The following is a 24,270-nucleotide window of genomic DNA, read 5'->3' on the forward strand; positions in this document are numbered from 1 at the left end:
AGAACCCAGCGAACGGGCGTACCTAGCGTCCATCTCTCGCGCCAGATGAAGGACATGCGCCCAAAAAACAGTGAGTCGCCCCTCGCCCCCCGAAACCACCGTAAGCCCCGTAAGCCCCGCACCCGTCGGCACGAGGTTGCCGTTGCCACCGGGGCCGTACTCGTTATCGCCGGCCTCGTCGCCGGCAGCGGATTTGCCGCCCAGTCGGCCGATGCCAAGCAGGACAGCATCGCCGCCACGACCGCCCTCTCCGACAGCACCGGTCGCCAGAGCGACCAACTCGACTTCTACGCGAAGCGCGGTGAGTCGATCACGCGCGACAGCGCATCCGCTGCCCTGAACGCCGCCACCGTGGTGATCGCTGCGAGCCAAAGCAAAGTGGATGCCACGGCCCTCACCTCGGTAGCCAGTTCCCTGGCCAGCTACGAAATCCTGCCGATCGACCAGCTGGAGTCACTCACGGCCGCGGCGAAGGTTGAGACCGCGTCGGTCTCTGCCGCCACGGCTGAAGTCGACCGTGTCGCCGCTGAGGCTGCGGCGGCGGCTGCTGCCGCTGCTGCCGCTCAAGCTGCCGCTCAAGCTGCCGCTCAAGCCGCCGCTGAAGCCGCTGCTAAAACCACTCTCGTGCAATCCCTCGCCGGAGGTAACAGCGTCGAGGGTGCCCGTGCCACAGCACGCGCTATGGCGGGCTCGCAGTACGGCTGGGGCGAGGATCAGTTCAGCTGCCTCGACCGGTTGTGGCAGAAAGAATCCGGCTGGAACTACGCGGCCATGAACTCGAGCAGTGGCGCGACCGGCATTCCCCAGGCGCTACCCGGCAGCAAGATGGCGTCGGCCGGCAACGACTGGGCCACCAACGCCACCACACAGATCAGTTGGGGCCTCGGCTACATCAAGGCCTCCTCCTACGGAACGCCGTGCGCCGCCTGGTCGCACTCGCAGTCCGTCGGCTGGTATTAACCAGCGGCGACGGTGACGTACCGGTCGACTGCAGGATCAGCTGCAGTCGACCGGAATAACGCGAACGTGCCTTATCGTAAAAAATTCTTGTTGGCGGAGTGAGGATCTCGGCCATTCACAACCCGGCCATGACCGAATCGACGATGCGCAGGCGATTTTGTTGCGGTAGTCCGCAGGTTCTGCGGCGGTACGGCCGGGGTGCAGGGCCCGGCGCTACGATGGGTTGGTAAGGGATCTCCATGATTGAGTTCGGCGAGGCACACCGACGTGCCCGTTGCAGGAACCCTGCACACGTATTTCGTCTGTGGTTGTTGTTCGTTGGCTGCCCGGTCATCGCCGTGCCAGATTCCCACCCGGGGGATGTCGGCGGTAGCCGGTAGTTTGTGAGCCCAAGCGTGCCGCACTCGCACGACGATGAATTTGATGGAGGCGTTTTTTCGATGTCGTCTGGTTTCACCCGAACGGGTCTGTCCCCGTTAGATCCCACGCTCGAAACGTTCATAGTTGATTACTACGAGCATTTAACAGACGAAGATGCGGCGAACTACACCTCGAAGCTTCTCGAAGCTCGGGCGCGAGCGCACTGGCAGGTTGCGCAGCGTCGGGTGCCGAAGACGGCGACCATCGAGATTCACAATGAATCCGGTCGCAGTGTCGTCTATATCGTCACGGACGACATGCCATTCCTCGTTGATTCGGTCACGGCCGAGTTGGTGCGCCAGCATTCGGCCATCCACCTGGTCGTGCACCCCCTGCTGATCGTCGCCCGCAGCAAGGCCACGAACGAACTTGTCGACATCAACCGCATCCCGGCCAGCGCCGGCGTCTCCAGCGGTGACACCTCGGCCATGCCGAACATTGCCCATCTCATCGCGATCGGTGATGACGCCTCACACCTCGAATCCTGGATCGCCATCGAGATCGACAGCGCGGGCGACGGCGAACAGGACAGCCTCATTGCCGGGCTCACCGCCGTTCTCGGCGACGTGCGCGCCGCCGTCGCAGACTGGCCGCTCATGCGTACCAAGGCCATGCAGATCGCCAACTCCCTTGACACGGTCGCTGGCGCCGAGCAGATCAAGGACCTCCACCAAACCCAACAGCTGCTGCACTGGCTCGACGAGGGCAACTTCACCTTTCTCGGCTACCGCGAATACAACCTCGAGACGCTCGATGGCGAAGACGTGCTCACCCTCGTCGAGGGCAGCGGCCTTGGCTTGCTACGGTCCGCCGACGACCGACACCAGATCCAGCATCTAACGGATGCCGGCCGTCAGAAAGCGCGCGAACGCACGGCTCTGGTGATCACCAAGGCCAATTCCCGGTCCACCGTGCACCGTCCCGCCTACTTCGACTACATCGGTATCAAGAGTTTCGATGCCGCCGGCCAGGTCAACGGTGAGCAGCGCTTCATCGGACTGTTCGCCGCGAGCGCCTACACCAGCTCGGTCACGGCCGTGCCGGTACTGCGCGAAAAGGTCAAGGCTGTCATGACCGAGGTCGGTTTTCCGCCCGAGTCGCACAGCGGCAAAGACCTGCTCGGCATCATGGAAACCTACCCGCGTGACGAACTGTTCCAGATCGAGGTGCCCGCGCTGGTCACCGCGTCGCTCGCCATTCAACGTCTGCAGGAACGTCGTCGTACCCGCCTGTTCCTGCGGCCCGACATCTACGGCCGCTTCATGTCGGCACTGGTCTACCTGCCGCGAGACCGATACAACACCGCCGTGCGGCTGCGCATCGAAAAGGAACTGCAAGAGACGTTCAACTCGGAGTCGCTTGACTTCGAGGCGCGCATGACCGAATCGGCGCTTGCGCGACTGTTCTATCGCATCCGCCTGCCTAAAGACGTCTCGACCGACTCCGTCGATGCTGCAGCGCTGGAACACCGCCTGGCCATGGCCGTGCGGTCCTGGCCCGAGGGTATCAGCGACGAACTGCGCGGAACGCACTCGGTTGAAGAGGCCGAGCGCCTGTCGAACGTGTGGGCCGACGCTTTTCCCGACAGCTACCGGGTCGACTACGAAATCACCGACGCCCTCGAAGACATTGGGCGATTCGAGGCCTGCACCGAGCAGGTGGGGGCATCCGCTGGCACACATACCCGCCCTGGGCTGCACGTATACCTGCCGAAGACCGCCGGCGACCCCGACGAAGATGCGCGCATCAAGCTCTACATGACCGAACCGAAGAGCCTCAGCCAGATTCTGCCATTTCTGCAGAACTTAGGGCTTGAGGTGCTTGATGAGGTTCCGTTCGAAATTCAGACCACCGACGGGCATCGTTTCTACCTGTACGACCTTGGCCTGCACTACCCGGCCGGAGTCGACCCGGTTGCGACCGGCATGCTGCTGGCCGATTCCTTTGGCGCGGCCATCAGCGGAGCCATCGAATCCGACAGCCTAGACCGCCTGGTGTTGCAAGATGGCATGCCCTGGCACCGCGTGATCATTCTGCGCAGCTACGCCAAGTACCTGCGCCAGATCGGCAACACCAACTCCTATGGCTTCGTGGCAAACGCACTGCTGGCCAACCCGGCCGTCGCGAGCGGCCTCGTGGCCCTGTTCGAGGCCCGGTTCGACCCCGACCTCGCCGATGACGAGCGGATTCTCCGTGTCGCCGTTGTGCGCGAGCAGCTTCGGGTCGCCATGGAGCAGGTGGCCACCCTCGACGCCGACCGGGTGCTGCGCACGCTTGTCACCCTGATCGAGGCGTCACTGCGCACGAACTTCTTTCAGTACAAGCCGTATCTGAGCATCAAACTCGACCCATCGCAGATCGAGCAGATGCCCTCGCCCAAGCCGATGTACGAGATCTGGGTGTACTCGCCGCGGGTTGAGGGCGTGCACCTGCGTTTTGGCAAGGTCGCCCGCGGCGGGCTGCGCTGGTCGGACCGTCGTGAAGATTTCCGCACCGAGGTGCTCGGCCTGGTCAAGGCGCAAACGGTCAAGAACGCCGTCATCGTGCCCACGGGCGCTAAGGGCGGGTTCTTTGCCAAGAGGCTTCCCGACCCCGGCGTTGATCGTGCGGTCTGGATGGCCGAGGGCATCGACAGCTACAAGACCTTCATTCGCGGGCTGCTCGACCTGACCGACAACCTGGTCGCCGAGGCCGACGGCGAACACGTCGTGGCACCGCACCGCGTGGTGCGGCACGACGATGACGACAGCTATCTCGTCGTTGCCGCTGACAAGGGCACAGCGTCGTTCTCGGATATCGCCAACGGGCTGGCCGCCGAGTATGGTTTCTGGCTCGGTGACGCTTTCGCCTCCGGTGGCTCGGTCGGCTATGACCACAAGGAGATGGGCATCACCGCCAAGGGCGCCTGGGAGTCGGTCAAACGTCACTTCAGCGAACTCGGCGTTGACACCCAGACCGAAGACTTCACCGTTGTTGGCGTCGGCGACATGTCGGGCGATGTGTTCGGCAACGGCATGCTGCTGTCGAAGCACACCAAGCTCGTCGCGGCCTTCGACCACCGGCATATTTTTCTCGACCCCAATCCCGACCCGGCCCTTTCCTTTGTCGAACGTGCCCGGTTGTTCGAACTGCCGCGTTCCTCGTGGGCGGACTACTCCACCGACCTGATCAGTGACGGCGGCGGAGTGTATCCCCGCCAGGCCAAGGCTGTTCCGATCTCGGCCGAGGTGCAGGTCGTGCTCGGGTTGCCCGAGGGGACCGCTCAGCTGAGCCCGCCCGAGTTGCTGCGTGCGATTCTGCTGGCACCCACCGACCTTCTCTACAACGGCGGTATCGGCACCTACGTCAAGGCGCGCAGCGAAACCGCCGCGCAGGTCGGCGATAAGGCCAACGACGGCATTCGGGTTGACGGCAAGGACCTGCGCGTCAAGGTCGTGGGGGAGGGCGGCAACCTCGGCTTCACCCAGCTCGGACGCATCGAAGCCGCGCTCGCCGGCGTCATCCTCAACACCGACGCGATTGACAACTCGGCCGGCGTGGACTGCTCCGACCATGAAGTCAACATCAAAATATTCGTGGACCGCATGGTCGCCGCTGGCAAGCTGGATCCGGCCGAACGGGCCGAGTTCCTCGCCGAGATGACCGACGAGGTCGGGCGGCTCGTTCTCGTCGACAACGTCGACCAGAACATTCTGCTGCTCAACGACCGGGTGCTCGTGAACAACTGGAGCCCGAGCTACGAGCGCCTCATGAACTGGCTCGAAGAATCGGGTGATCTGCAGCGCGAGCTTGAGGCCCTGCCGACGACGGCCACGCTGCGGGAGCGTCTCGACCGCGGTCAGGGACTGACCAGCCCGGAACTGAGCGTGCTCGCCGCATACGCCAAGATCGAGCTGGCCACCGCGCTGCGCGACAGCGATCTGGCCGATGATCCTTGGTTCGGCAGCACCCTGCGCCGGTACTTCCCGACCCATTTGTCGAAACGTTTCGATGCCGAGCTGGATACGCATCCGCTTCGCCGAGAGATCATCGCGACGGTCGTCGCGAACGACATGATCAACCTCGGCGGCATCACCTTCGCCTTCCGCACGATGGAAGAGACCTCGGCCAACCAAGCGACGATCGCGCGCGCCTTCGTAGCCCTGCGCGAGGTCTTCGAACTCGACACGATGGTCGATGAGCTCAACGCGCTGCCGTCGTCGTTCCCGACCGAGAAGTGGACGGCGATCCACCTCGACATTCGCCGGCTGCTCGACCGCGCGGTGCGCTGGCAGGTGAACCACGGCGGAACCATGCCGGTCGGCGCGGTGGTCGCCAGGTACAAGCCGCAGATTGCGCTCATGCGCGCGCACCTCGGCGAGTACCTGCAAGGCACCGACCTCAAACGCCTCGAAACGCAGGAAGACAAGGCCCGGGAGTGGGGCCTGCCCGACGACCTCGGTCGTCGCTGGTCCGAGTTGTTCGAGGCGTACGCGCTGCTCGACGTGGCCAAGGTCGCGGCGCGGGCCAACGTGCAGGTCACCGAGGTCGCCGCAATTTATTACACGGTGTACAACCGTTTCGGTATCGACAACCTGCTCGAGCGCATCACCAAGCTACCGCGCAAGGACCGCTGGCAGGCCCTCGCCCGCGCCGCACTGCGCGACGACCTGTACTCGACCGTCGCCGATATGGCCAGGTCCGTACTCGACGAAACGGACGCCGGCGCTGCCGACGAGCGACTCCTCGCCTGGGAGGAGCTCAATGCCGAACAGCTCGGCCGGGCTCGCAGTGTGTTCGAAGAGGTCAACGCCCTCGCGCAAGACGACATGGCGTCGCTCTCGGTCGCCGTGCGTCTGCTGCGTTCCATCGTGCGCCGCTAACGGCCGGATCGTACTGCGAGAAGGGGCGCACACCTGGCGCGCCCCTTCTTGCCTGAACACCGTATGAAACGCATCGGATTTCTTTCTGTCGGCCACTACCAACCGATACCGGGATCGCTGGCGCTGAATGCGGGTTACGGCAGCGAGGCGATCGCGATGGCGATAGCCATCCAGAGCGGCATTGCCGCGACCATGAGTGCGAGGCCCACCCACTGCAGCCGGGTGTAGGCCTGGTCGGCATCATCGCGCTTACGGGTGCGCACGATGTCGACCACGGAGATGACCATGCCCACGAACATCAGCGGAGACACGGTCAACAGAGCAATGATATTGAGGACATCGTTGCGCACTTCGAGGCAGACGGTGACTCCGAGCACGCTGTAGAGCACGAAGAGTACCGTGCTGATCCACAGAGAAATAGGAACGCTCCGCGTCGACCGCCTGACCGTTGAATGCATGGTGCGACTCCCGTAGGTATCTGCGATTTCTGACAGTATCACGAACCATGACGGCCCCCATGGAGGTGTGTTCAGCGACGCAGGTCAGCTGATGCGGCCGAGCTGCGTGAGCTTGGTGCGCACCTCGGCGTCGCTCGGCTCAACCATATGGGTGTCGTCGGGAAACACGATGACGGGAATGTTGGTGCGGCCGCTGATGGCCCGGGCGCGGTCGGCGCCATCCTCGACGAGCAGCAGGTCGACGTAGTGGTAGTCGACTTCAAGTCGGTCGAGCAGCGACTTGGACCGACGGCAATCGCCGCACCACTCGGCTCCATACATCGTGATGCGCGGTGCGGTGGCAGTCGTTTCAGTCATAGCAACGAGCCTAGGCGGCGCGCCTGTGTGCCACGGGTGGGCATCCGCTTCAGTCGTGCAGGTGATCGACCTGCCAGCCGGTGGACTGCTCCAACAGATCCAGAATATTCTGGGCGGACGCGCGCGCCTCGGCCTGGCCGCGCGCGTCCACAACATCGATGGTCAGCGGCAGGCTCTCGCCGAACTTGGGAATCTCCACCTCGACCCGACCCTGGTCGGGCAGGGCAATGAACGCGTTCGCGCCTGCCGGGTTCTCGACCTGGGTACTGAGGGCGGTGGCGATGGCCCAGAGGGCATCGGGCTTGGTGTAGTGCACCTGGGCAACGATCGTGGCAGTGAAAGTCATGGGTCTCCGAACGTGAAGTGATGAGGGACATGTTTAGTAAAGCAGTACCCGTACCCTGAAACCATGCCCTCTTATCGCGTCACCATGAGTATCGAATCCCTGCATCCGGGAACCGCGCCCGCCTCGGTCGTGCCGCGGGCCACAGCCAAGGCCGCCGAATTCACCACCGTGGAGGCCTCCGACCTCTCGATCGTCGCCGGCGCAGCACGGGTCACGGTTCGGTTCACAGCGGATGACGCGGCGTCGGCCGTGCAGATCGGCGCCGACGTCGTGGCCGACCTGCGGGTCGTCGCCGCGTTGCGGGCGTCTCTGGTCACCGAGAGAGTCAAGGGCACCTGGGTGCCGGTGCGCTGAGTTCAACGACGAAGGCGCGGGTGATGAGAAGTCACCCGCGCCTTCGTCGAAGCTGTCATACTCGACGGGCGCGGTGACCGTGTTGCTCTGCAGCGTGACGGCCGTCTGAGCCCGACGTCGACAGCGCGGCGTGCCCTCCGGGCGCAATCCGCACATTCGTTTGTGCGCCCCCGCGACAGTGGTTCCAATGAATAGAATCTATCTGAGCCCAGACTCGGGGTACTCCGGCCCTTCGGCGTGCGGTTAGACGATCGGGTCCATTGAGCTCAGGTGGCAGGCGTCGTTCCACATCTGCAACACTCGGTTCTCGCGCTCCCAGCCGAGGGTCGACACGGTCGCAGTTCCAAGGCTGAGGCTCTTGCCGGCGTTGGCGGGCAAACCCATCCAGCGCGCGGTCATGATGCGCAGAAAATGTCCGTGGGCGAAAACGGCCACCCGGCCCTCCGCCGCGAGACATTCCTCGATGGCGAGGTCGGCGCGTGCTCCCACTTCATCGACGGATTCACCGCCCAAAATCGGGTTGCCCCACACGGTCCAGCCCGCAATTTCCGAGCGGATGTCCACGGTGCGGCGACCCTCATAGACCCCGTAATCCCACTCCAACACGTCGCTGTTCGCCTCGCCCTGGGCCCCATAGCCGGCTCGTTCCATGGTCTCCCAAGCGCGCACGAGCGGACTCGAGTAGACCCGGTCGAAATGTTCGTCGTCGAGCATCTCGCCGAGGGCATCCGCTTGCTGACGACCGAAATCGGTCAGCGGAACGTCGGTGCGCCCGGTGTGCTGGCCGGAGATGCTCCACTCGGTCTGGCCGTGGCGAATAAGAACGATGTCATTCTGGGTCATGCGACTCCCTCACGTTCGCCGAAGTCACGAGTCGGCGCCCCAAGTCTACGTTTCACCCGCACGCCGTGCCCCGACCGGGGGAGCAGGCACCCCTCCTGGTACCTTTATAAAGTCGGTGCAGACGCGCGGAGCCTCGTCGCCCCGCGACGCAACGCCCCGGTCCTCGTGCTCGAGGTCGATGCGGGCAGACGGCGGTCGTCGGGGAACAGAGTGTGGCGCGGGCTGACCGACTCGATGCCGGCCGAATCCGGACCCTGATCGTGGGGCCGACATTCTCGGCTACACGACGATCACTTTTTCCGCGGCCGGCCTCGTCGTCATCGTGACGAGGTTCATCGTCGGCGCTAAAAAGCACCGCACGGCTCTCGGCGCCAGGCTGGATACCACCTGCGCATGTGCCAACTGGCCCCGGATGTTTAATCTCTACCTCGGAGAGAGTCGTAGGCTTTAGGCCTAGCCATTAAGTCTGAAACGGGTGCCATGAGGGTCATTAGTTACAACCTCCGCAAGAATCGTGCCAGCGGCGAACTCGTCGCACTGGCCGAGCGTTACAGTCCCAACATTCTCTGCCTCCAGGAATGCAGCACCATCGACCTGCCGGCCGAGGTCGGCGACCTGCACCTGGCGGATTCCACTCAGCGCAACCGGCTCGGCCTCGCCATTTACTACCGCAAAGACCGCTTCACGGCGATCAAGACTCAGACTTTCGCGCTGAAGAAGTCCCTGCACGACCACCTCGCCGCGCCCGCCCACGAGCGCCTGATCGCCACCCGCCTCATCGACAAAGTCGCCCAACGAGAGCTCGTCGTCGCATCGTTTCATGCAGCACCGTTGACCGCGCTCAATTCCTTGCGCCGCAACCAAATCCGCACGGCCCACGAAGAGTTGAGCATCCTCGGTCCCGGTCTGCCGACCCTCATGGTCGGCGACTACAACTACCCGATCTTTCAGGGCAAGCTCGGCAACAAAGTGAACCAGTCCGGCTACGACCTCACGCTCAGCGACACTCGCACCTACACCCGCTACAAGTTCTTTCGCGGGCACTTCGACCTCGCGACGTCGATGGGCCTGGCGATCACCAACGTCGAGACCCTTCCGCAGGGCACCTCCGACCATATGCCCATTCTGGTGACGGCCACCTATTCCCATAAGCAGATGATGCAAACGGATGCCGCGCATCACCTCGCTAATCCCGCCGAGTCAGCGTCGGTGGCGGTCGAGGGCGTCGACTTCACCATCTGAGTTCGAATGAATCAGGCGAATAGCTCGAGGACTCCGCGCACAATGGTCGCGAACGATCCGAGGTAGGCCACGATCACGAGCAGGCGGCGGGCCACGTGCGGCTCGATCACCGTGGTCAGCAGATCGCCGGCGATGAGGCCGACAAGGCAGGCACAGCCGATCAGAACCCAGACCAGGTTGGGTAGCTGCGGTACCTCGGCCGAACCCAGGGCGAATTTCGAGGTCAGTGACGCCAGCCCAATCGTGAGAAAGTACGGCTGCATCGTCGCGGCAAAGGATCGCTGCGGCCAGCCCGTGGCGATGGCATAAATACTCACGGCCGGACCGCCGACGCCCGCTGTCGTGTTCATCAACCCGCTGGTCACGCCCGCCATCATGAGAAAACTCAGCCGGTCACGCACCACAACTCGGCCAAGACTCACCGAAATGGTCAGGCCAGCGGCCACGAGCACGCCGATCGAGATTTCGAGCCAGGCCACCGACACGAACTGCAACACGTACGAGCCCGGGATGATGCCGAGCACCGCGCATACGGCCAGAATGCCGTAGCGCCGCCAGTCCACGTGTCGGAACACGCGCATCAAAATCACCCCGGCGGTGAGCGCCCCACACACGTTGACCACGATGACACCGTCAATCGGTCCCAGCAGCAGAACCAGAAAGGGGGCCGCGACCAGGGCGAACCCCATGCCGGTGATGCGCTGCATGCTCGAGCCGATCAGTACGGCCGCAATCACCAGAACGGTCGTCCACACGGTACGGCCTCCCAGCTCTGTTGTTGCCGTCCACGATACCGGCCCGAACCAGACCGAATTTCGAGTTGTTGACGGGTGGCCTTACCGTGGGTATGTCGACCGACAGCCAGCCGGCACATCGAAGGGACAGCGGATGCCCGACCCCAGTTTTGCCATCGAGAATGTTCTGCGGGGACGCGTCTTCGATGCTGTGCTCTTCGACATGGACGGCACTCTCATCGACTCCACGCTCCTGAACAGCCTGCCCGAAGGTCGGCGCGCCATCGTCACGTCCTGCGCACGGCCACTGGCCGTCGCACGGCTGGCGGCATCCGCTTTGCTGGCACCGCGGGTGATCGTGGCACTCGACGACACGCCCTGCGGCAAGCCGAACCCCGAACCGTTCCTGGCGGGAGCGGCGCGTCTCGGCGTCGACCCGAGCCGGTGCCTGGTGATCGAGGATGCGCCCGCGGGGTTAGAGGCCGGTCGGGCGGCTGGCTGCACAACGATCGGCGTTGCCGGAACCTACCCGGCCGTCGAACTCGACGCCGACCTGATCGTACCCGGGCTCGATCACCTGGTCCTGGAGGTCACCGTCGACGGACTGATTGTTCGGCTCGTGTCGCCGAAAAGCAAAGAACGGTCCCCGCTCCGCCCCAAATGAACGTAACGTTAATGGGCGGTATGTGCGTTCGGCTTTGCCGAGTGGCGCGAGCCGCGAAACGAAAGGTTTTACCCCTTGGACGACGAATGCATCCACGGACTCGAGGGCCAATTGTGCGCCCTGTGCTATCCCAAAGCCCCCATTGAGCCCGCGACACCGGTGAAGAAGACCCGCGCTCCGAAGCTGTCCTCGCTGCGCGACCCGCTGCCGACCGCGGCCGCGCGGCCCGCCGCTGCGGCTCGCCCGGTTCGCGTCGCCGGCGCACCCCGCCCGGTACGCGCCGAAAAGGCCTCGACCGACAACGTCGACGAGCAGCGCGTGTATCACCTCACCCACATCAGCAACCTTGCCGCGATTCTGCAGGGCGGACGTCTGCTTGCCAACCAGGCCCTCACGACCCGTCCGGCCGTGGATATCTCCGCCCCGGCGACTCGCGACGCGCGGCGGGACGCCCGCGTCGCCGGCGACGGCCGCAGCGTTGCCGAGTACGTGCCGTTCTTCCTGTCGCCGAATGCCACGGTGTGGGAAAGCGTTCGCGCCGAAGCGGCCGACCCGCGCCTCGCCCTGGGTGCACACGGATCCGAGGCCTTCGACTTTGTCATGCTCGTGAGCACGGTCAAGAAGATCAACGACGGGCTCGCCGCCGTCGCTCCAACCACGGCGGATGCTGCCGCCGGGAACAAGGGCACCCCCCTCGTTCCCGGCGTGGTCGCCGTCACCAACGGTGACGCCGCCGGCACGCTGACCCGGTTCGGCGCCACGCCGGCCACCGCTGAGCGCATGCTGCAGACCCTGCGCGCCGAAGTCGACGGCGCGATGATGCTCGAAGCAGAGCTGCTCGTGCCCGACGCCGTGCCGATCGAGCTGATCACGCTCATCGGCGTGTGCAACGACAACGTGCGCGCAACCGTGCGCGGCATCCTGGAAGCCAGCGCGTTTAAGCCCAAGGTCGCCGTCTACCCCCCGTGGTTCCACACGTCCGCTGACGCCCGGTAGAGTCCCTTTTCGGCCCGGGCCCGGTGGTGAGGCAGCCGCGTTAGACGACCCCGAGGGGCTGCTGCTCGCCGGCGGGCAGCTCCACCCGGATACCGTCGCCCGGATTCACGACGCCGCCGGTGACCACGACGCCCATGATGCCGCCGCGGCGCGCAACCGTTCCAGTGGCATCCGTTGTGATGAGCTGCTTCATCAGGCCCTTCTGGTAGCCGTTAATGAGCGAGCACGGACTGCGCATGCCCGTGATTGCGACGACGGCCTCGTTGCCCAGGTGTAACCGGGCCCAAAGCGGCAGGGACATCAGGTCGATTCCGGCGGTGGTCACGTTCTCGCCGAGTTCGCCGGGCGCTACCGTGTACCCGGTGGCGACGAGGGCATCGAACAGCTCGACGGCCATGAAATGCACCTGGCAAAGGTTCGGCGCCGAAGGATTGCGCTTCTTCTCATAGAGGTGCTGCACAGTGGCCCCGGCGTGCGAGTCACCCTCGACGCCGATTCCGGCCAGCAGACGGATGCTGGCTACCGCCGGCTTACTGAAGCGGTGCTCGTCGTCCCGGCTGACGGAAACGACCGTGCCGGAAACGACCGTGCCGGAAACGACCGTGCCGGAGAGCCTCTCGAGTGTCATGCCAACGATTCTGCCACAGCGCACGCATGTTCGAAGGGATGGCAGCAGCCCTCCATTTGGGTACGTCAGCGTGTTTGCGAAAATCCGTTGACGCCGCCACCGGAGGGGCCTACATTGCTGTGTGGAAAGGTTACCGATGACCAGTATTGTCCCGGACCAGCCGAACGAGTCCATCACCGTCAGTCCGGTGCAGAACGAACCCGCCGCGCACATAGCCCGGCCCTATCGGGCTCTCGAACGTGAGTTGGAACGCGCTGTGCGCGATCGGGTCGAGGTCAACCTTCGGGTCACCGCGGCGGTCAACGCGATGCGTGACGGCGGCTGTTCCTGGGCTGACATCGCGCGCATCCTTGGTACCGCACCGCAGACCGCTCACAAGAAATACAGCAAGCCGCGTCCACCACGGGAGCCCTGATGGCTGGGTGCCGCATCAAGGCATGCTGTGAATAACGGCTGAGCCGAGTACTTCGGTGAATAGCGCGCTAGATTCGAATCGTTTGCACCCAGCGAACCCAGCGAACCCAGCGAACCCAGCGAAAAGGACGAAACGATGGCACAGGTCATTGAAAAAATCGACGTCGACGTTCCAGTGAACGTGGCCTACAACCAATGGACCCAGTTCGAGTCTTTCCCGAAGTTTCTTGATTTCGTCGAATCCATTCAACAAACCGACGATACGCATACGCACTGGAAGGTTCGTATCGGCGGGGTCGATCGCGAATTCGACGCTGAGATCACCGAACAGCACCCCGACGAGCGTGTCGCCTGGAACAGCATCGGCGGCGACGAAAACCACGCCGGAGTCGTCACCTTTCACAAATTGAGTGATTCCACATCCCGGGTCACCGTGCAATTGGATTGGGAGGCCGCGGGATTTCTCGAAAAGGTCGGCGCCGTGTTCGGGATTGACGACCACGTGATCAAGAAGGACCTCACGAACTTCAAGTCCTTCATCGAAGACCCGGCCAACCAGAATGGTGGCTGGCGCGGCGAGGTCGCTCGGTAGCAGCCACCACGGGCCGCACGTCGGGTCTGGGATCCGTGGTGGCTTTGGTATTGTGGCCCACATTATCGCGCGGTGATATGGTCGCGGCAATGTTCCCCAGTTACTCCACCTTTATTTTGAGAGGACACCATGCACGCCTCCGAAACACTCAGCAACAATCTGCAGTCCGTTCTGGTCGACCTGATCGAGCTGCACCTTCAGGGCAAGCAGGCGCATTGGAACGTCGTCGGTAAGAACTTTCGCGACCTGCACCTTCAACTCGACGAGATCATTAGCGATGTGCGCGAATTTTCCGACGAAGTTGCCGAGCGGATGCGCGCCCTCCACGCCATGCCCGATGGCCGCAGCGAGACGGTCACCAAAACCACGCATCTGCCCAAGTTTCCCGACGGTGAGGTCGACACGACCGAGACGGTGACGCTCATCACCGAACGGCTCGATGCCGCCGTCGACAACATGCGCAGGGTGCACGATGAAGTCGATGATGAAGACCCCACGAGCGCGGATATTCTGCACGAATTCATCGAGAAATTAGAGCAGTACTCGTGGATGGTCAGCGCGGAGAACCGCAAGCCGCGCAAGCGGGCCGCGCTGAAATCCGTCGCCCGGACCTCGTGATCGACGGTCTGGCCGGTGACCGGAGGCAACGGGGTATGAGCGGTCGGTGCTAGATCGCACCGTGTCCGATCGCGTCGTGTCCGTTCAGTCGGTCAGACCGACGGCCCCGTCGATGAATAGTGATGAGCTCGCTGCGGCAGCACATGAGGTCGACGGCAATGCGGCGCGGGCGCTGCAGGTACTGACCAGCCTTCCCTCCACAGCACGGCCGGGAGGAGGCCGCACCGACGAATACTTCGAGATCCTCGCGAAACTCGGTTCCGCCGACCTCACCACGGCCAGAATCGCCGAGGCACATTTGGATGCCATGGCGATCGTGCATCAGGCGGGCTGCACGCCCGTCGCTCCGGGCGAATCATGGGGAGTTTTTGCCGCTGAAATGCCCGGAATGACACTGACGGCAACTCGGTCGGGCGCCCGCTGGCGGCTCGATGGCACCAAACCGTGGTGTTCGATTGCCGGACTGCTCTCGAATGCGCTCGTTACGGCGCGCGCGGAGCGCCCGGACGGCGCTTGGGGTCGCCGGCTGTTCGCCGTCGACCTGCGTCAGGCCGGGGTCGAGGTGCACGACGAGGTGTGGGTGGCCAGGGGGCTGGCCCAGGTGACGAGTGGACCGGTCGATTTCTCTGCCGTCGTGGCCGACGCGGTCGGCGACGACGGCTGGTATTTGCGCCGGCCGGGATTCGCTTGGGGCGGTATCGGCGTGGCCGCGGTGTGGTGGGGTGGAGCCGTTGGCATGGCCCGCACACTCTACGAATCCAGCCAGGGCCGAACCCCCGACCAGATTGCACTCGCCCACCTCGGTGCTGTGGACGTGACCGTGACCGCGTCGAAAATGGCACTCGCGGCTGCGGCGACAGCCATCGACGCTGGCGAAGCCGATGGTGCGGCCGGTTCCGTGCTCGCTGCGCGCGTGCGGGGAATCGTCGCCCGCACGGTCGATGAGGTCATATTCCACGTTGGGCATGCGCTCGGGCCGGCGCCGCTCGCTCTCGATGCGCGGCATGTTCAGCGGGTGGCCGACCTGCAACTGTACGTGCGCCAGCACCATGCCGAACGCGATGATGCTGCGTTGGGCCGAATGCTCGCAATGAGGGGGAGTGCGCCATGGTGAATTTCAGTCATTCTGACAGCGGCACGCCCGAAAGGGTCTGGGAGGCCGCTCGCTGGCCCGATCGCTTCGGTTCGCTGGGCCTGGACTCCCTGGCACACCTTGTCGTCGTGTCGGCGCATCCCGATGACGAGAGCCTCGGTGTCGGCGGACTCATCGCCCGTGTGGCGGCACTCGGACTGCCCATCGTGGTCATCGTTCTGAGCAATGGCGAGGCGTCGCATCCGCAATCAACGACCCACGACGCGGCCCGACTCGCGCAGATCCGCCGCATCGAAGTCACGGATGCCCTCGCCCACCTCGCCCCCAACGCCCACGTTCACCTGCTGGAACTGCCCGACGGCAAACTCGTCGATCACGTGGCCATCGCCGAGAAAGCCATCGCGGAGGCGATCGGCGATGCGGGTGACTCGACCTGGGTCGTGGCGCCGTGGCGAGCTGATGGGCATCCGGATCATGCCGCGGCCAGCGCGGCCGCCGAACGTGCGGCCCGAGATCGCAGTGCGCGTCTCTTCGAATATCCAATTTGGGCGTGGCACTGGTCTACTCCGGATGCTGCAATCTGGTCAGGTGATACCGTTCGTCTTTTTGACCTGAAACCGGCCGAACGCAAGGCCAAGGCTCGGGCGCTCGCGTTGCATCGCAGTCAGGTTGGGCCACTGTCTGATGCACCCGGCGATGAAGCGATCGTGCCGGCCGACTTTCGGGCGCACTTCGCGCGCGATTACGAAACGCTCGTGGAGATGAAGCTGAGCGCGGCCGCAGCGGATGCCCAGCCTGGACGCTCCCCTAAACCGGGGCGGAGCGGTACGCCCGCACCGGCCGACCCGAATCAGACTCTCACCGCCGGGTTCTTCGACGACGTCTACTCGTCGGGTCCCGACCCGTGGGGGTTTGAATCCCGCTGGTACGAGAAACGCAAACGGGCCGCATTGATCGCGGCACTACCCAGGCAACGTTTTACCGCAGCGCTGGAGCTGGGCTGCTCGATCGGAGTGCTGACGGCCGAACTCGCCGAACGTTGCGACACCCTACTGGGAATCGATCTTATCGAAGCGCCGCTCATGCAGGCTCGGGAACGATTGGCCGGGCAGCCCGGTGTGACTTTTGAGCGCTGCACGGTGCCGGGCGAGTGGCCGGAGGGGTCCTTCGACCTGATCGTGCTGTCGGAGGTCGGCTACTACTGTTCCGTGAACGATCTGCGCCGCCTGCTCGAACGGTGCCGGGCCAGTCTCGCCCAGAATGGCGTGCTTGTGGCCTGTCACTGGCGGCATCCGGTCGCGGAATATCCGCTCACCGGGGACGCCGTGCACGCCCAGCTCACGCATGTGGTCGGGCTGCAGCGCACGGTGCATCACCTCGAGCGAGACTTCGTGCTTGAGGTGTACGAACCGCGGCCGGCCCTGTCAGTGGCCCAGCGTGACGGCCTCGTACCGTGAGCGACAGTGCGGGTACTTACGGGGAGCGAGTGCGGCGGCCGGACATTGATTTCGTCACGATTGTGGTGCCGGTGCGCGACGAAGAACTGCTGCTGCCACGCTGTTTGACGGCCCTGACGGTCGCCATCGACGCCCTGAAGGTGGTGTCGCAATCCGATCGTCCACGGGTGTCAGTGCTGCTCGTTCTTGACCGGTGTACCGACTTATCTGCCCGGGTTGCGGCGCACTGGGCCGACTTTGCGCGAGTGGAATTCGACTCTGGTTCCGTCGGTGTGGCCCGTCGGTACGGCATTCGGTGCGCGCTTCGCCAGCTCAAGGCGGCACCGGCAGCAGATCGCATCTGGATCGCCTCCACCGATGCGGATTCGGCAGTGCCGCCGAATTGGCTCGTAACCCAGCTGGCCCTGGCCCGCAATGGTTCTGAGCTCGTGCTCGGAACAGTTCAGCCAGACGACGACGTGGCGGCTCACGAGCTACTGCGCTGGGAGGCCCTGCACACGATAGGCGAGGGTCATCCGCACGTGCACGGAGCCAATCTGGGCGTGCGCGCCGATCGGTATCTGGCCGCCGGGGAGTTTGCGCCGGTGGACCGCGATGAAGACGTACTCCTGGTGGCACGGCTGCGCGACCTGGGTGTGATCGAAGCGCGTACAGCGCTGATTCCGGTGCTGACGAGCGGGCGACGAGTCGGACGCGCCCCGGCGGGATTCGCCGGCTACCTGCGGTCTCACATCGACACCGAGAGGCTCGACACCGAAGTCGCGCAATGATCGTTCCCGCACACCGGGTGAAACAGCCACGCGCCCCAGGCCGGCGCGTTTGGCGTCGCGTGCCCGAAGAATGGGACAATAATTGTGTGACCTATATTTCGAACGAATCCCGCTACGAGTCCATGCCCTACCGTCGCGCCGGGCGCAGCGGCCTCAAACTCCCGGCCATTTCGCTCGGCCTCTGGCAAAACTTTGGCGATGACAAGCCGCTCGCAACGCAGCGAGCCATTCTGCGCCGAGCGTTCGACCTCGGCATCACGCACTTCGACCTCGCCAACAACTACGGGCCTCCGTACGGGTCTGCAGAAACGAACTTCGGCCAGCTCTACCGGGAAGATTTTCTGGCCCACCGAGACGAACTCGTGCTCTCGACCAAGGCCGGCTACGACATGTGGCCGGGTCCGTACGGCAACTTCGGTAGCCGCAAGTACCTCCTGTCGAGCCTCGACCAGTCGCTCTCACGCATGGGCGTGGACTACGTCGATATCTTCTACTCCCACCGCGCCGACCCCGACACGCCGCTTGAAGAGACCATGGGCGCCCTGCACACCGCCGTCACGAGTGGCCGTGCGCTCTATGCCGGAATCTCTTCGTACTCGCCCGAACGCACCCGCGAAGCTGCGGCGATTCTGGCCGACCTCGGCACGCCGCTGCTGATTCACCAGCCCTCCTACTCCCTGTTCAACCGGTGGGTCGAGGACGACCTGCTCGACACCCTCGAAGACGTCGGGGCCGGTTGCATCGCGTTCTCGCCGCTCGCCCAGGGGCTGCTCACCGACCGCTACCTCGGCGGTATTCCTGCGGACTCCCGGGTCGCCAGGGACGGGTCCGCGAACAAGGCCATGGTGAACGATGAGACGCTCGCCAGCATCCGCTCGCTGACCGAAATCGCTTCCGAGCGGGGCCAGTCGCTCGCACAGCTGGCCCTGGCCTGGGTGTTGCGCAATTCCGAGGTGACAAGCGCCCTGATCGGGGCGTCGTCGGTCGTGCAGTTGGAAACCAACGTGGCAGCGCTGCAGAATCTCGCCTTCACCGCCGCCGAGCTCGCGGCCATCGACGTGCACGCCCACGACATGGGCATCAACCTCTGGGCCGGTTCGAGCGCCGTTTAGGGCTCGAGCAGGCCGCGAATGTCTTCGGCGGTGAGCGCGGTGCTGAACATTGCGTCGTCGTCGAGCACCGCGGTGAACAGCTGGGCCTTCTGCTTCTGGAGCGCTACAACCTTCTCCTCGATGGTGCCGGTGGCGACCATCCGGTAGACCATCACGTTGCGGGTCTGGCCGATGCGGTGCGTGCGGTCGACGGCCTGCGCCTCCGTCGCCGGATTCCACCACGGGTCGAGCAGAAAAACGTAGTCGGCTTCGGTGAGGTTGAGGCCGAAGCCGCCGGCCTTGAGGCTGATCAGAAACACCGGTGCCGCTCCGCTCTTGAACCGGTCGATCACCTCGCTACGCCGCAGTGTCGACCCGTCGAGGTAGCAGTAGGGAACGCCCTGCGCGTCGAGCCGGGCGGCGGCGCGCTTCAGGAATGACGTGAACTGGCTGAAGATAAGCGCCTTGTGCCCCTCGGCGATGACATCGTCGAGTTGCTCAAACAGGGCGTCGAGCTTGCTCGAGCGCACGCCGGCAAACTTCTGGTCGACGAGCGAAGCGTCGAGGCTCAGTAGCCGCAGCAGGGTGAGAGAGCGAAAAATGATGAACCGGTTCTTGTCGAGTTCCTCGATGAGGCCGTACAGTTTCTGCCGTTCCCGCTGCAGAAATGTGTCGTAGAGCTTCTGGTGCGCCGGGTTCAGCGCGATCTGCAACTCCTGCTCCTGCTTCGGTGGTAGGTCGCGAGCAACAACCTCCTTGGTGCGGCGCAGCAGCAGTGGGCGGATGCGTCTGCGCAGCTTCGCGAGCCGCTGCGGGCCTTCACCGCGCGTCACCGGCCGCACGTAGTCCTCGGTAAATTTGCGCGCTGAAGCGAACAGACCGGGTGCCACGATGCTGAACAGTGACCACAGGTCCATGAGGTTGTTTTCCAGCGGAGTGCCCGTGATCGCCAGTTTGAACGGGGTGTCCAGCTCTTTTGCGCAGGCATAGGCGCGGCTGGTGCGGTTCTTCACGAATTGCGCCTCGTCGAGGATGAGGCCGGCCCAGGTCACAGCCTGGTACGCCTCGAACTCGAGACGAAACAACGCGTAGGAAGTGATGAGCACGTCGGCGTCGGTGGCGGTATCCGCTATGCGGGTGCGGCTTTTCGACTCGGTCGCCATCAGCGTGCGCACCCGCAGCCCAGGCGTGAACCGGGTCGCCTCGTTGAGCCAGTTCGCCACAACGGATGTCGGCGCCACGACCAGAAACGGCCCCGGTTTCGACTCTGTCGCGTGCACCAGCAGCGCCAGGGTCTGCAGCGTCTTGCCGAGTCCCATGTCGTCGGCGAGTACGCCACCGAGCTGGTGCTGCCAGAGAAACGCGAGCCAGGCGAACCCCTCCTGCTGGTACGGGCGAAGAGTTGCGTGCACAGTGTCGGGCAGCACGATCGGGTCGACACCGCTCGGATCCTTCAGTCCCGCAGCAGCGGCCCGCCACGAGACGGCCGACACGGTCTCGTCGGCGAGATCCTCAAAATCGCTCCACAGGCTGGCCTGGTAGCGGCTGATGCGCAAGCCGGTCTCCCACTCCTGCAGCGCACGGGCTTCGTCAATGAGTTCGTGCAGTCGTTCGAACTCGGGCTGTTGGAGCGAGAGATAGCTGTTGTCGACGAGTTTCAGGCGGGTCTGGCCCGTTGCGAGCGCCGTGAACAACGGCCCGAACGGTACCGTGATCTCCCCAATCGTCACGATTACGCCGAGGTCGAACCAGTCGCGCTGGTCGGTCTCGATGGTCGTGATCACGAGGCGCGGTGGTTCGATACGTTCAAAATTGTCGGGCAGTACCTCGGGAAACCGCACCGAGGCATCCGTGCTGGTGACCGCGACCCTGCGCTGCAAGGCCGGGTAGACCGTGCCCAGAAACTCGGCCGTGTCGGCCGCGGGTACCGCTGCCGGATCAACCTGCCCGACCAGATGTCGCTGCTCAGGGCTCAACGGACCATTCGTTGGCGCGAGGGTGAACACGGTCGGAGCGCCGAGCCGTACGCTGTAGACGCCGTGGCCCGCGATGATTCCGGCGGCCTCGAGCGGGTAGGTGGTGCCGTCGATGTGCAGCCGGGCCTGCAAAAGCAGCGGGCCGGCAGCATCCGCCTGCGAGGCGTCAAGGCTGACGTGCGCGAGCGACCCGACCCGCACGACAACGTCTTTCTTATTGCCGACGAAGCCGATGCCGAGTTGCTCGGCCTCACGCAGCAGCGGCCAGAGCAGCGGGCTGGTGAAGTTGTCGAGGTAGATCCAGTCGGTTTCCTGGCTCGTGTAGACCTCGCGCACGGCCTTGTAGAGAGCGGAGAACTGCGAGATCCAGCGGTGATGTTCGGGGTCGAGGTTGAACCGGTTCAGCTGAAAGGTGAGGTGGCTCCACGTGACGTTGCTGCGCACCCAATTGCCATTCGCATTCTGAATGACCGGCCGCACGCCGAGCCGAAACTCGCCGTGCCCGGCTACGAGCGTCTTCACCGGTTTGGCGGTCGGCCCCCGCCAGCGGTCATTCGTGCGCGGAGTCTGCTCGCGCAGTTCGAACTGCAGCCCCATTGGCACCTTCGGGCCGGTCGCCAGGGCACGCGGGTGCCCGAAATTGCCGATGGGCGGCAGAACGGATGCCCCGCGAGGCTGCAGCGGCGGCAGCACCAGCCGCTTCCAAGCCGGGGTTGCGTCGGGCCCGTTCCCCGGGGTACCCGCAGAATCCGACATTCCCCTAGCTGTCGCTCTCGGACGGGTTCAGGCCGGCGGCGTCGAGCACCCAAGCGTAGTTGAACGCGCGTTCGTGCCAGGCGCTGTACCGACCAGAGACCCCGCCGTGGCCGGCCGACATTTCGGTCTTGAGCAGGGCGTTCGCTCCCACTTCGCGCAGCTTGGCCACCCATTTGGCTGGCTCGACGTAGAGCACGCGGGTATCGTTCAGGCTGGTCACGGCAAGAATCGAGGGATAGGTGACTGCGCGCACGTTCTCGACGGGGGAGTACGACTTCATGTAGGCATACACCTCGGCGTCGTGCAGGGGATCACCCCACTCGTCCCACTCGATCACGGTCAGTGGCAGGGAGGGGTCGAGAATCGAGGTGAGGGCATCGACGAACGGGACCTCGGCGAGGATGCCGGAAAACAGTTCGGGCGCGAGATTCGCGACGGCGCCCATGAGCAGTCCGCCGGCACTGCCGCCCTCGGCCACCAGCCGGTCGGGGGTGGTGAAGCCCGCGTCGGTGAGGTGCCGGGCGCAGCTCACGAAGTCGGTGAAGGTGTTGCGCTTGGTCGTCGTCTTGCCGGTTTCGTACCATGTGCGGCCGAGTTCGCCGCCGCCGCGCACGTGCGCGATGGCGAAGATCATGCCGCGATCCAGCAGGCTGAGTCGGGCGATGCCGAACCCGGGGTCGATGCTGTGCTCGTACGATCCGTACCCGTAGAGCAGCGTCGGTGCCGGTGTGCCGGGCGTGACGAGGTCGCGGCGGTAAACCAGCGAGATCGGCACGCGGGTGCCGTCGTCGGCGGTGGCCCACTCCCGGCGCTGCTCGTAGAGCGCCCGGTCGTAGCCGCCGAGCACGGGCTGCTGCTTGAGCAGGCGTCGCTCGCCGGTCCCTACGACGAGGTCGTACACCGTAGAGGGCGTGATGAAGCTCGTAAAGCCGAACCGGATGGTCGGTTGCGTCCACTCCGGGTTGCCGGCCGAGCCGACGGCGAACAACGGTTCGTCGAAGTCCAGCTCGGTCAGTCCGCTCGCGTCGTGCCGGTCGATGGCGAGGCGGGTGAGGCCGTCCCGGCGGTACTCCACGACGAGAAAGTCGGCGAAGGCGTCGACGCTTTCGAGGCGGATCTGCGGGTCGTGCGGCAGCAGCATCCGCTTCTCACCCTGTGGGTCTCCTGCTGATACGCTGACCAGCTCGAAATTGACGGCGGTGCCGCCGTTGTGCACAATCAGAAGGCGGTCCTCTGCATCGATGACGGCGTGTTCAACGTCGTATTCCATGCCGTCCTGCCGCGGCCAGACGACGGTGAAGTCGCCGGTTGGGTCGCTCGCGTCGAGCACCCAGGATTCGGTCGTGACGCTTGAGCCGGCCTCGATCATGAGGAACTTGCGGCTGCGCGTGATTCCGACCCCCACCCAGAATCGTTCGTCGGGTTCGTGAAAAATGCTGGTGTCAGCGTCTCGGGTGGTGCCGATTTCGTGCCGCCACACGGTATCGGGGCGCCAGGCGGCGTCGACGGTGGTGTAGAAGAGGTAGCGGCCGCTCGGATCGAACAGGGCGCCGGCGCTCGTGTTCGCGATCGTGTCGGGCAGGTTCTCGCCGGTCGCGATGGTGCGCACGCGGATCGTGTAGCGTTCGTCGCCCTCCACGTCGACGGCATAGAGCAGCTGGGTGCCGTCTTCGCTGAGGTCGAAGCTGCCGAGCGAGAAGAACTCGTGGCCCTCGGCTTCGACGTTGTCGTCGAGCAGCACCTGTTCGCCGGGCAGGCCGGGGCTGGTCGGGTCGGTGTCGCCGAGGATGGGCGCGGCCCAGTCATCGGGGCTGCCGATCGGTGCACGGCAGTGGATGCCGTATTCCTGGCCCTCGACGGTGCGGGTGTAGTACCAGAAGGTGCCGCGACGCACCGGAACGCTCAGGTCGGTCTCCTGGGTGCGGTTTTTGATCTCGTCGAAGATCTGCTGCCGGAGCGGTTCCTGATTAGCGGTGCGGGCATCCGTGTAGCTGTTCTCGGCCTCGAGGTGGGCGATGACCTCGGGGCTGTCCTTATCGCGCAACCACTCGTAGTCGTCGATGTAGACGTCGTTGTGGTGCTCACGGCGATGCGGCTTCTTTGCGGCGAGTGGGGGAGTGATCGGGCCAGAGGTCATCCCCCCAGCGTAGTTTGTGAGGCCCCGCTCCACACGCTCACCGCGTGGTCGCGAGGGCGGGTACCGGGTAGCTTCGCGGGTGCCGAGGCAACCCTGTACCCGCCCTCAGGACTTCATTTACCCTTGCCTGCGAATGGTATATAGCTCGGAGAGAGTATCAGCATATTACTGAGATTCTCTCGCCTTTGGGGGTGGTGTGGGCTATAATTGTGGGTGAAGGAGGCACCGCCGCCATGACCCTCACCGCCCCGCCCGCCGCCACCGGCTCCACCCCGGAGCCGGTGTCCTCCCGGGTCGCGGCGATAGCTCAGGCCGGTGCGATTCTGGCCTCCGCGTTGGACGGGGTGCGGTTTGGTCACCTCGACGACACCGAGGCCATCGCGGTGATGAGCGCTCTAGAAGGGCTCGGGCGCAGGGTGGATGGGGCCAGACTCCGAGCCACCACCGACATCGGTGCCCGCGCCGACACCGACCTCGGCGCCGGGTCGCTGGCCTACCGAAA

At 64.6% G+C, this 24,270-nt stretch carries 22 protein-coding genes; 14 read left to right on the top strand and 8 right to left on the bottom strand.

Translation table 11 applies throughout. The features are described 5' to 3' along the window. Positions 1-54 precede the first annotated feature (54 nt). Entirely contained in the window at positions 55-960 is a 906-nt protein-coding gene (locus IWX77_RS06545; RefSeq protein WP_196843700.1) for a phospholipase, read from the top strand. Positions 961-1,400: 440 nt separating this feature from the next. Next, positions 1,401-6,242, top strand: a complete 4,842-nt coding sequence (locus tag IWX77_RS06550; RefSeq protein ID WP_196843701.1) for an NAD-glutamate dehydrogenase — start codon at positions 1,401-1,403, stop codon at positions 6,240-6,242. Between the two features lie 134 nt (positions 6,243-6,376). On the opposite strand, the gene IWX77_RS06555 is transcribed toward IWX77_RS06550, so the two are convergent. From IWX77_RS06555 to IWX77_RS06565, 3 genes are all read right to left on the bottom strand, one after another. Continuing rightward, on the bottom strand, positions 6,377-6,700 hold the full coding sequence (locus IWX77_RS06555) for a hypothetical protein (RefSeq protein ID WP_196843702.1): 324 nt from the start codon (positions 6,698-6,700) through the stop codon (positions 6,377-6,379). An 84-nt stretch (positions 6,701-6,784) separates the two neighbouring features. Further along, on the bottom strand, positions 6,785-7,057 hold the full coding sequence (locus IWX77_RS06560; RefSeq protein WP_196843703.1) for a glutaredoxin family protein: 273 nt from the start codon (positions 7,055-7,057) through the stop codon (positions 6,785-6,787). A 49-nt stretch (positions 7,058-7,106) separates the two neighbouring features. Then, entirely contained in the window at positions 7,107-7,403 is a 297-nt protein-coding gene (locus tag IWX77_RS06565) for a hypothetical protein (protein ID WP_196843704.1), read from the bottom strand. Between the two features lie 63 nt (positions 7,404-7,466). On the opposite strand from IWX77_RS06565, the gene IWX77_RS06570 reads away from it, so the two are divergent. Then, entirely contained in the window at positions 7,467-7,757 is a 291-nt protein-coding gene (locus tag IWX77_RS06570; protein WP_196843705.1) for a hypothetical protein, read from the top strand. A gap of 243 nt (positions 7,758-8,000) precedes the next feature. Here IWX77_RS06570 and IWX77_RS06575 read toward each other — a convergent pair whose 3' ends face one another. Further along, complete coding sequence (locus IWX77_RS06575) at positions 8,001-8,600, bottom strand: histidine phosphatase family protein (protein ID WP_196843706.1); 600 nt, start codon at positions 8,598-8,600, stop codon at positions 8,001-8,003. 480 nt (positions 8,601-9,080) lie between these two features. Between IWX77_RS06575 and IWX77_RS06580 the strand changes: the two genes are divergently transcribed. Further along, entirely contained in the window at positions 9,081-9,842 is a 762-nt protein-coding gene (locus IWX77_RS06580; protein ID WP_196843707.1) for an endonuclease/exonuclease/phosphatase family protein, read from the top strand. An 11-nt stretch (positions 9,843-9,853) separates the two neighbouring features. Here IWX77_RS06580 and IWX77_RS06585 read toward each other — a convergent pair whose 3' ends face one another. Then, complete coding sequence (locus IWX77_RS06585) at positions 9,854-10,597, bottom strand: sulfite exporter TauE/SafE family protein (protein ID WP_196843708.1); 744 nt, start codon at positions 10,595-10,597, stop codon at positions 9,854-9,856. Between the two features lie 133 nt (positions 10,598-10,730). On the opposite strand from IWX77_RS06585, the gene IWX77_RS06590 reads away from it, so the two are divergent. Then, a complete protein-coding gene (locus IWX77_RS06590; RefSeq protein ID WP_196843709.1) occupies positions 10,731-11,240 on the top strand; it encodes an HAD-IA family hydrolase in 510 nt (169 codons plus the stop codon). 75 nt (positions 11,241-11,315) lie between these two features. Next, a complete protein-coding gene (locus IWX77_RS06595; protein WP_196843710.1) occupies positions 11,316-12,236 on the top strand; it encodes a DarT ssDNA thymidine ADP-ribosyltransferase family protein in 921 nt (306 codons plus the stop codon). Between the two features lie 40 nt (positions 12,237-12,276). Here IWX77_RS06595 and IWX77_RS06600 read toward each other — a convergent pair whose 3' ends face one another. Beyond that, complete coding sequence (locus tag IWX77_RS06600; protein ID WP_196843711.1) at positions 12,277-12,864, bottom strand: MOSC domain-containing protein; 588 nt, start codon at positions 12,862-12,864, stop codon at positions 12,277-12,279. 136 nt (positions 12,865-13,000) lie between these two features. Here IWX77_RS06600 and IWX77_RS06605 point away from each other — a divergent pair, with 136 nt between their 5' ends. The 7 genes from IWX77_RS06605 (at position 13,001) to mgrA (ending at position 18,920) form a co-directional block, all read left to right on the top strand. Next, positions 13,001-13,279, top strand: a complete 279-nt coding sequence (locus IWX77_RS06605) for a hypothetical protein (protein ID WP_196843712.1) — start codon at positions 13,001-13,003, stop codon at positions 13,277-13,279. 135 nt (positions 13,280-13,414) lie between these two features. Continuing rightward, the gene (locus IWX77_RS06610) at positions 13,415-13,870 is read left to right on the top strand and encodes an SRPBCC family protein (RefSeq protein ID WP_196843713.1); all 456 of its coding nucleotides are present in this window, start codon (positions 13,415-13,417) and stop codon (positions 13,868-13,870) included. 129 nt (positions 13,871-13,999) lie between these two features. Beyond that, the gene (locus IWX77_RS06615) at positions 14,000-14,488 is read left to right on the top strand and encodes a Dps family protein (RefSeq protein ID WP_196843714.1); all 489 of its coding nucleotides are present in this window, start codon (positions 14,000-14,002) and stop codon (positions 14,486-14,488) included. Positions 14,489-14,600: 112 nt separating this feature from the next. Beyond that, on the top strand, positions 14,601-15,602 hold the full coding sequence (locus IWX77_RS06620; protein ID WP_196843715.1) for an acyl-CoA dehydrogenase: 1,002 nt from the start codon (positions 14,601-14,603) through the stop codon (positions 15,600-15,602). Next, positions 15,596-17,038: a PIG-L family deacetylase gene (locus tag IWX77_RS06625; protein WP_196843716.1), complete on the top strand. Its 1,443-nt coding sequence runs from the start codon at positions 15,596-15,598 to the stop codon at positions 17,036-17,038. The genes IWX77_RS06620 and IWX77_RS06625 overlap by 7 nt, the downstream gene beginning before the upstream one ends. Continuing rightward, complete coding sequence (locus IWX77_RS06630) at positions 17,035-17,808, top strand: glycosyltransferase (protein ID WP_297412683.1); 774 nt, start codon at positions 17,035-17,037, stop codon at positions 17,806-17,808. The genes IWX77_RS06625 and IWX77_RS06630 overlap by 4 nt, the downstream gene beginning before the upstream one ends. A gap of 86 nt (positions 17,809-17,894) precedes the next feature. Next, entirely contained in the window at positions 17,895-18,920 is a 1,026-nt protein-coding gene (mgrA, locus tag IWX77_RS06635) for an L-glyceraldehyde 3-phosphate reductase (protein ID WP_196843717.1), read from the top strand. On the opposite strand, the gene IWX77_RS06640 is transcribed toward mgrA, so the two are convergent. Together IWX77_RS06640 and IWX77_RS06645 are read right to left on the bottom strand one after the other, a co-directional pair. Beyond that, complete coding sequence (locus IWX77_RS06640) at positions 18,917-21,631, bottom strand: DEAD/DEAH box helicase (protein WP_196843718.1); 2,715 nt, start codon at positions 21,629-21,631, stop codon at positions 18,917-18,919. The two genes, mgrA and IWX77_RS06640, sit on opposite strands and share 4 nt — an antisense overlap. Before the next feature lie 4 nt (positions 21,632-21,635). Beyond that, a complete protein-coding gene (locus IWX77_RS06645; protein WP_196843719.1) occupies positions 21,636-23,768 on the bottom strand; it encodes a S9 family peptidase in 2,133 nt (710 codons plus the stop codon). A 233-nt stretch (positions 23,769-24,001) separates the two neighbouring features. Between IWX77_RS06645 and IWX77_RS06650 the strand changes: the two genes are divergently transcribed. Further along, the coding region (locus tag IWX77_RS06650; protein ID WP_196843720.1) for a hypothetical protein at positions 24,002-24,270 on the top strand (269 nt) is incomplete at its 3' end.

This window comes from Cryobacterium sp. CAN_C2 (assembly GCF_015751745.1).
In the GTDB taxonomy this organism is placed as follows: Bacteria; Actinomycetota; Actinomycetes; order Actinomycetales; family Microbacteriaceae; genus Cryobacterium.

Coding starts and splice junctions, on each gene's coding strand:
- IWX77_RS06545 (WP_196843700.1), top strand. CDS start 55: ATGCGCCCAAAAAACAGTGAGTCGCCCCTCGCCCCCCGAAACCACCGT.
- IWX77_RS06550 (WP_196843701.1), top strand. CDS start 1,401: ATGTCGTCTGGTTTCACCCGAACGGGTCTGTCCCCGTTAGATCCCACG.
- IWX77_RS06555 (WP_196843702.1), bottom strand. CDS start 6,700: ATGCATTCAACGGTCAGGCGGTCGACGCGGAGCGTTCCTATTTCTCTG.
- IWX77_RS06560 (WP_196843703.1), bottom strand. CDS start 7,057: ATGACTGAAACGACTGCCACCGCACCGCGCATCACGATGTATGGAGCC.
- IWX77_RS06565 (WP_196843704.1), bottom strand. CDS start 7,403: ATGACTTTCACTGCCACGATCGTTGCCCAGGTGCACTACACCAAGCCC.
- IWX77_RS06570 (WP_196843705.1), top strand. CDS start 7,467: ATGCCCTCTTATCGCGTCACCATGAGTATCGAATCCCTGCATCCGGGA.
- IWX77_RS06575 (WP_196843706.1), bottom strand. CDS start 8,600: ATGACCCAGAATGACATCGTTCTTATTCGCCACGGCCAGACCGAGTGG.
- IWX77_RS06580 (WP_196843707.1), top strand. CDS start 9,081: ATGAGGGTCATTAGTTACAACCTCCGCAAGAATCGTGCCAGCGGCGAA.
- IWX77_RS06590 (WP_196843709.1), top strand. CDS start 10,731: ATGCCCGACCCCAGTTTTGCCATCGAGAATGTTCTGCGGGGACGCGTC.
- IWX77_RS06600 (WP_196843711.1), bottom strand. CDS start 12,864: ATGACACTCGAGAGGCTCTCCGGCACGGTCGTTTCCGGCACGGTCGTT.
- IWX77_RS06605 (WP_196843712.1), top strand. CDS start 13,001: ATGACCAGTATTGTCCCGGACCAGCCGAACGAGTCCATCACCGTCAGT.
- IWX77_RS06610 (WP_196843713.1), top strand. CDS start 13,415: ATGGCACAGGTCATTGAAAAAATCGACGTCGACGTTCCAGTGAACGTG.
- IWX77_RS06615 (WP_196843714.1), top strand. CDS start 14,000: ATGCACGCCTCCGAAACACTCAGCAACAATCTGCAGTCCGTTCTGGTC.
- IWX77_RS06620 (WP_196843715.1), top strand. CDS start 14,601: ATGAATAGTGATGAGCTCGCTGCGGCAGCACATGAGGTCGACGGCAAT.
- IWX77_RS06625 (WP_196843716.1), top strand. CDS start 15,596: ATGGTGAATTTCAGTCATTCTGACAGCGGCACGCCCGAAAGGGTCTGG.
- IWX77_RS06640 (WP_196843718.1), bottom strand. CDS start 21,631: ATGTCGGATTCTGCGGGTACCCCGGGGAACGGGCCCGACGCAACCCCG.
- IWX77_RS06645 (WP_196843719.1), bottom strand. CDS start 23,768: ATGACCTCTGGCCCGATCACTCCCCCACTCGCCGCAAAGAAGCCGCAT.